Source organism: Arthrobacter sp. 10T413_2, from assembly GCF_056394205.1.
The window spans coordinates 1-5,108 of sequence record NZ_JBFTHK010000244.1 but is presented as its reverse complement, the minus strand read 5'-3'; the positions used below and the strand labels follow the sequence as shown (position 1 = coordinate 5,108).

The window sequence follows — 5,108 nt, the reverse complement described above, 5'->3', positions numbered from 1 at the left end:
GAATCAGCCACCGTGAGATGAAGCGTGGTGTCCTCGCTGAGAAGCTCCACTTCCACCCAACGGTCCAGGCACGCCCCCCGCACGGCGGCCGCCACCGCGTTATCCACCAGGTTCCCCAGGACCGTCGTGACGTTCTGCGGATCGGATACCGTCCCMGTGATCAAKGTGGCGTCGCCCAGGCGGAGGGGCACGCCCAGCTCCGCCGCCCGCAGCGCCTTCGCGCCAATGAACGCCTGGAGGTAGGTGTCCTCAAGCTTGCCCGCAAAGTCCACCGGGTACTTCAAGGGGCCCGATTTCAGCGTTGCCTGCAGGTAGCTGGCTGCCTCGTCCGCGCGGCCGACGTTCAGCAACCCCGAAACGGCATGTAAACGGTTGGCGAATTCGTGGCGCTGGGCCCTCAACGCGGTGGAGAGCGCCCCCACGGCATCCAGTTGGCGGCTGAGTGCCTCGACGTCCGTCCGGTCCCGGACCATCAGGACCCAGCCAAGTTTCCGCCGGCCCCGCACCACCTTGCGAGCCGTCATGATCAGCACGGAGCCGTTCACCATCATCTGAACGCTCTTGTTTCCGTCGGCGTTGGCGGGCTCGAGCAGAGCCAGCACCCTGGAGGGGAGTCCGAGTTCCGCCAAGGTGCGGCCGGATGTTCCCGCCAGGCCCAGAAGGCGGCGGGCCTTCCCGTTGCAGATGGTGACGCGACCGTCTTCAGCGATGCCCAGCACACCTTCGTCGACACCGTAGAGCACCACTGCCYGGTCCTGCACAAGCTCGCCGATCTCAGCAGGTTCCAGGCCCAGTGTGTCGGTCCGCAGCCGCCGGCTCAGGAGGGCCGTTCCGGCCGTGCCGAGTGTCAGGGCCACGGCGGCAACTCCGAGGATGGGGAGGATGGCGGCCTGCAAACCCGCGAGCACGTCTCGGGTGGAAAAACCGACGCTGACCTCGCCGACAATGGACCGGCCGTCGGCGGACCAKACCGGGACTTTCGAKCGAACGGAAGGCCCGAGGGTTCCGGTCTCCTGGACGGTGATCTCCTGTCCCGAGAGGGCGGCATCCGGGCTGGTGCTCACCGGCCGGCCGAGTTCGGCCGGGTTGGGATGTGACCAGCGCAGGCCGGACCTGTCCGTGACCACGACGAACAAGGCGTCAGTCCGGTCCCGGAGGACTTCGGCAAGTTGCTGGACGGGCCCTGTGCGCAGCGTGGAATTCACCGGCGTGAGGTCAGCCGTGGCGACAGCGCCAAGTTCCGTGCGGATGGGTTCCTCCACCGCGAGGCTCTGCGCCACCGCCAGGGATTTCGATCCGATCTCATCGCTGAGCCGCTGATAGGTCAGCCAGCCGTAGACACCCGCGGTCAGGATAATGACCAGAACCACAACGGCGAGCTGAAGGACCAGCATCCTGGTCGAAAACGCCAACCCTGACTGGTGCCCCGCCCGGCGCTCCCCCACYYCCGGGACAACACTGTCCACTGCTTCCACCGGCTCCTCATTCACGTTCCGCACCGGACCCCGGTGACCCGGGACAACGTTAGGGCCATTGCCCCCCGGGCACCACTGACGCGTGAGCACAAAGCGCACAAGGTGCATAAAGGGTTGTTTAGCGGCAATGGAGCTAAAGGGCGACGACGCCGATTTCACGCCGTAGCGTCGTGTGACGTGGCGCACAGGCAACCRAATTCCGGGCCTGCGCCGCAGCAACGCAAAGTGACGAAGGAGACACCATGCCAGCCAATAAGGCGCCGCTGATTGAGTTGAGGGCGGCGACGAAGAGATTCCCGAAKAACGGCGGGGGCATCCATACGGCCATCCGCKATGTGAACCTGGCTGTTGCCCCCGGGGAGTTCGTCGCCGTCGTCGGCCCCACCGGTTGTGGCAAATCCACCACCTTGTCCTTGATCTCCGGCCTGCAGCCCGCCTCGGAAGGCGAAACGTATGTTCGGGGTGAATTGGTGACCGGCATCCCGGCCCGGGTCGGGTACATGTTCCAGGCCGACGCAACCCTTCCGTGGCAGACCGTGTTGGACAACGTGGCCTCGGGCMCCCGCTATCGGGGAGCGTCGAAGGCCGACGCCCGCATCCAGGCCCGGGAATGGGTGGAGCGGGTTGGACTGGGAAGGTTTGAAAAGTACTACCCGCACCAGCTCTCCGGCGGCATGCGGAAGCGGGTCGCGCTGGCCCAGAYKCTGGTCAACGAACCCGAGATCATGCTGATGGACGAACCGTTCAGCGCCCTGGACGTCCAGACCCGCCAGCTCATGCAACAGGAACTCCTGCGACTTTGGGGCGGCAGCGACGCCGCCGTTGTCTTCGTCACCCACGACCTCGAAGAGGCCATTGCCCTTGCTGACCGGGTGGTGGTCATGACGGCCAGCCCCGCCACCATCAAAGCGGAATTCAGGGTGGACCTTCCCCGTCCCCGCGATGTGGAGGAGGTCCGGCTCACGCCCGAGTTCCTGGCCATCTACCGCCAGGTCTGGGACAGCCTGCGCGACGAAGTGGAACAGGCCAGAGCCACCGCCGGGCAACCCGATGCAAAGTAAACGCAACCAGTTAGGACAACGACGATGACGTCACCCACCATCAGCGCCCCGCCCGCCGCACGKGGGCAGGAACTCAGCGCCGAAAACGAAGCCGGCTTGCTMGCCGGCGCCCGCAGGTCCAGACGAAATGCYGGTTACAAGGTGTGGGCCTTGCGCGCAGTGATCGTCGCAGTGTGGCTTGGCAGCTGGKAACTGACCGCCACCTATCTAATCGACCCGTTCTTCTACTCCAAGCCGTCCCTGATCTKGGACCGGCTGATCCAATGGTTTGCCTCCGGCACCCAGTTCGGCTCGGTGTGGGAAAACATCGGCTATACCGTACTGGAGGCCACGGCCGGCTTCGCCATTGGCACGGTCGCCGGAATCGTGCTCGGCGTCCTCTTGGGCCGGAGCCACTACATGGCGGAAGTCTTTTCACCCTTCATCAAGGCCGCCAACGCCGTCCCGCGCATCGTCCTCGCCGCGCTGTTCATCATCTGGTTCGGTTTCGGCATCAGCTCCAAAATTGCCACGGTGGTGGTCCTGGTGTTCTTCGCGGTGTTCTTCAACGCCTTCACCGGCGCCCGGGAAGTGGACGGCAACGTGGTCAACAACGCGCGGATCCTCGGAGCAGGCAAACGCAAGATCCTGACGTCGATCGTGCTTCCCAGCGCCACCACCTGGATTCTTTCCTCACTCCACACCGCGTTCGGGTTCGCGCTCATCGGCGCGATCGTGGGCGAGTACGCCGGGGCGAAACACGGCATGGGCATGCTGATCGCCAACGCCCAGGGCACGTTCGACTCGGCGGGTATTTACGCCGGCATGATCATCGTCACCGTGGTGGCGCTGTTGGCGGAATCCGTCATTACCACCGCAGAAAACAAGCTCCTCAAATGGCGGCCGTCTCAGGCCCAKACTCAGATCAAGGGAATCTAAACCATGAAAACGAAACTACAGCGACGTAGTGTCCAGGCATCAGCCATCCTTCTCACCGTCKCGGTCGCCGCGGGAGTCAGCGGCTGCCAGGATTCGCGGGCGGCTTCGGTCGACAGCGCCAGCACACCGGAAGTCAACATCATTGTGGGCGGCCTGGAAAAGGTCATCTACATGCCCGCCAAGCTTGCCGAGGGCCTGGGCCTGTTCKAAAAGGAAGGGGTCAAAGTCAACCTGCTCGGCGAGCAATCTGGCGCCACCGCGGAGAACTCGCTGCTGACCGGCAATGCACAAGCCGTTGAGGGGTTCTATGACCACACCATCGATTTGCAGGCCAAGGGACAGTGCATCACCTCCGTGGTGCAGCTGGCGAACATCCCCGGCGAGGCCGAAGTTGTCTCCACCAGCAAGGCCGGCACCATCACGACGGCGGCTGACTTTGAAGGCCGAAACCTGGGCATCACGTCGCTGGGGTCCTCCACCGACTTCCTGACCCAGGCCCTCGCCGGCCAGGCCGGTGTGAAGAGCTACACCCCGGCCAAAGTCGGTGCCGGCCAGACCTTCATCGCGGCCATGGACAACAATGGCATCGATGCGGGCATGACCACCGATCCCACCATCGCCCAGCTCGTTGAAACCGGCAAGGGCAAAGTAATGATCGACATGCGCACGGAGGAGGGCACTCGCAAGGCGCTCGGCGGCCTCTATCCCGCAGCGTCGGTGTACATGAGCTGCGACTTCGTGCAGAAGAACCCGCAAACTGTCCAGAAGGTGGTCAACGCCTTCGTGGGCGCCCTCCGGTTCATCAACAGCCACAGCGCCGCGGAGATCGCCGCCAAGATGCCCAAGGAATATGCCAACGCCGGACAGGCGCTCTACGAGAAATCCATCAACGACACCAAAACGATGTTCAACAAGGACGGAAAGATGGACGCCGACGGCGCCAAGAACGTGCTCAGCATCCTGGACAAATACTCCACCAACGTCAAGGGCAAAGGCTCATCCATCGACCTGAGCAAGACCTACACCACGGCGTTTGCCGACCAGGTCCCGGCAGAGAAATAGGAACAGAGAAATAGCACCTCGAAAGTAGCTGCAGCGAACCAGGGGCAGCCCGGGCAGGGAAACTGGGAAAGAATTCCCAGGCACACATGAGGTGGCGGGTGCGTCCCGGGAGGAATCCCGGAACGCACCCGCCACGTCGTTGCGGGAGTTCTTAGACCGTGCGCCCGGCCCGGCGGAGGGTGGACTCGGCGTGCTTGAGGATGGGGCCGTCGATCATCTTGCCCTTGAACTGGAAGACTMCCGTGCCTGCGGCGGCGGCAGCGTCGAGCAGCTCGGCGGCCGCCGCGACCTCGGCCTCGGTTGGGGCGTAGGCTTCACGGACGACGGCCACCTGGTCAGGGTGGATGCAGGCCTTGGAGGAGAATCCCGAGGCCACGGCGTCGCGGGCCTCGAGCGCGAGCCCGGCGAGGTCCGGGATGTTGACGTAGACGGCGTCGATCGCGTCCTTGCCGAAAGCGCCGGCGGCCAGGAGCACGCTGGAGCGGGCGTGCAGCGCGACGGCCCGGTAATCACCGTTCTCCGTCCTGCTGGAGGTCCCGCCGAGCGACGCCAGCAGGTCTTCCGCACGCCACATGAGGGCCACCACGTTTGG

At 64.5% G+C, this 5,108-nt stretch carries 5 protein-coding genes; 3 read left to right on the top strand and 2 right to left on the bottom strand.

Going from position 1 to position 5,108, the window contains the following annotated elements; genetic code table 11:
* The coding region (locus tag AC1DBQ_RS21600; RefSeq protein ID WP_476930466.1) for a sensor histidine kinase at positions 1-1,475 on the bottom strand (1,475 nt) is incomplete at its 3' end.
* A 242-nt stretch (positions 1,476-1,717) separates the two neighbouring features.
* Between AC1DBQ_RS21600 and AC1DBQ_RS21595 the strand changes: the two genes are divergently transcribed.
* From AC1DBQ_RS21595 to AC1DBQ_RS21585, 3 genes are all read left to right on the top strand, one after another.
* On the top strand, positions 1,718-2,536 hold the full coding sequence (locus AC1DBQ_RS21595; RefSeq protein ID WP_476930465.1) for an ABC transporter ATP-binding protein: 819 nt from the start codon (positions 1,718-1,720) through the stop codon (positions 2,534-2,536).
* Positions 2,537-2,695: 159 nt separating this feature from the next.
* The gene (locus AC1DBQ_RS21590; protein ID WP_476930467.1) at positions 2,696-3,454 is read left to right on the top strand and encodes an ABC transporter permease; all 759 of its coding nucleotides are present in this window, start codon (positions 2,696-2,698) and stop codon (positions 3,452-3,454) included.
* Positions 3,455-3,457: 3 nt separating this feature from the next.
* Positions 3,458-4,516, top strand: coding sequence for an ABC transporter substrate-binding protein (locus AC1DBQ_RS21585; protein ID WP_476930464.1), 1,059 nt, complete (start codon positions 3,458-3,460; stop codon positions 4,514-4,516).
* A 151-nt stretch (positions 4,517-4,667) separates the two neighbouring features.
* On the opposite strand, the gene AC1DBQ_RS21580 is transcribed toward AC1DBQ_RS21585, so the two are convergent.
* Positions 4,668-5,108, bottom strand: a 441-nt coding sequence (locus AC1DBQ_RS21580; RefSeq protein WP_476930463.1) for an aldolase/citrate lyase family protein, incomplete at its 5' end; no start/stop codon positions are given.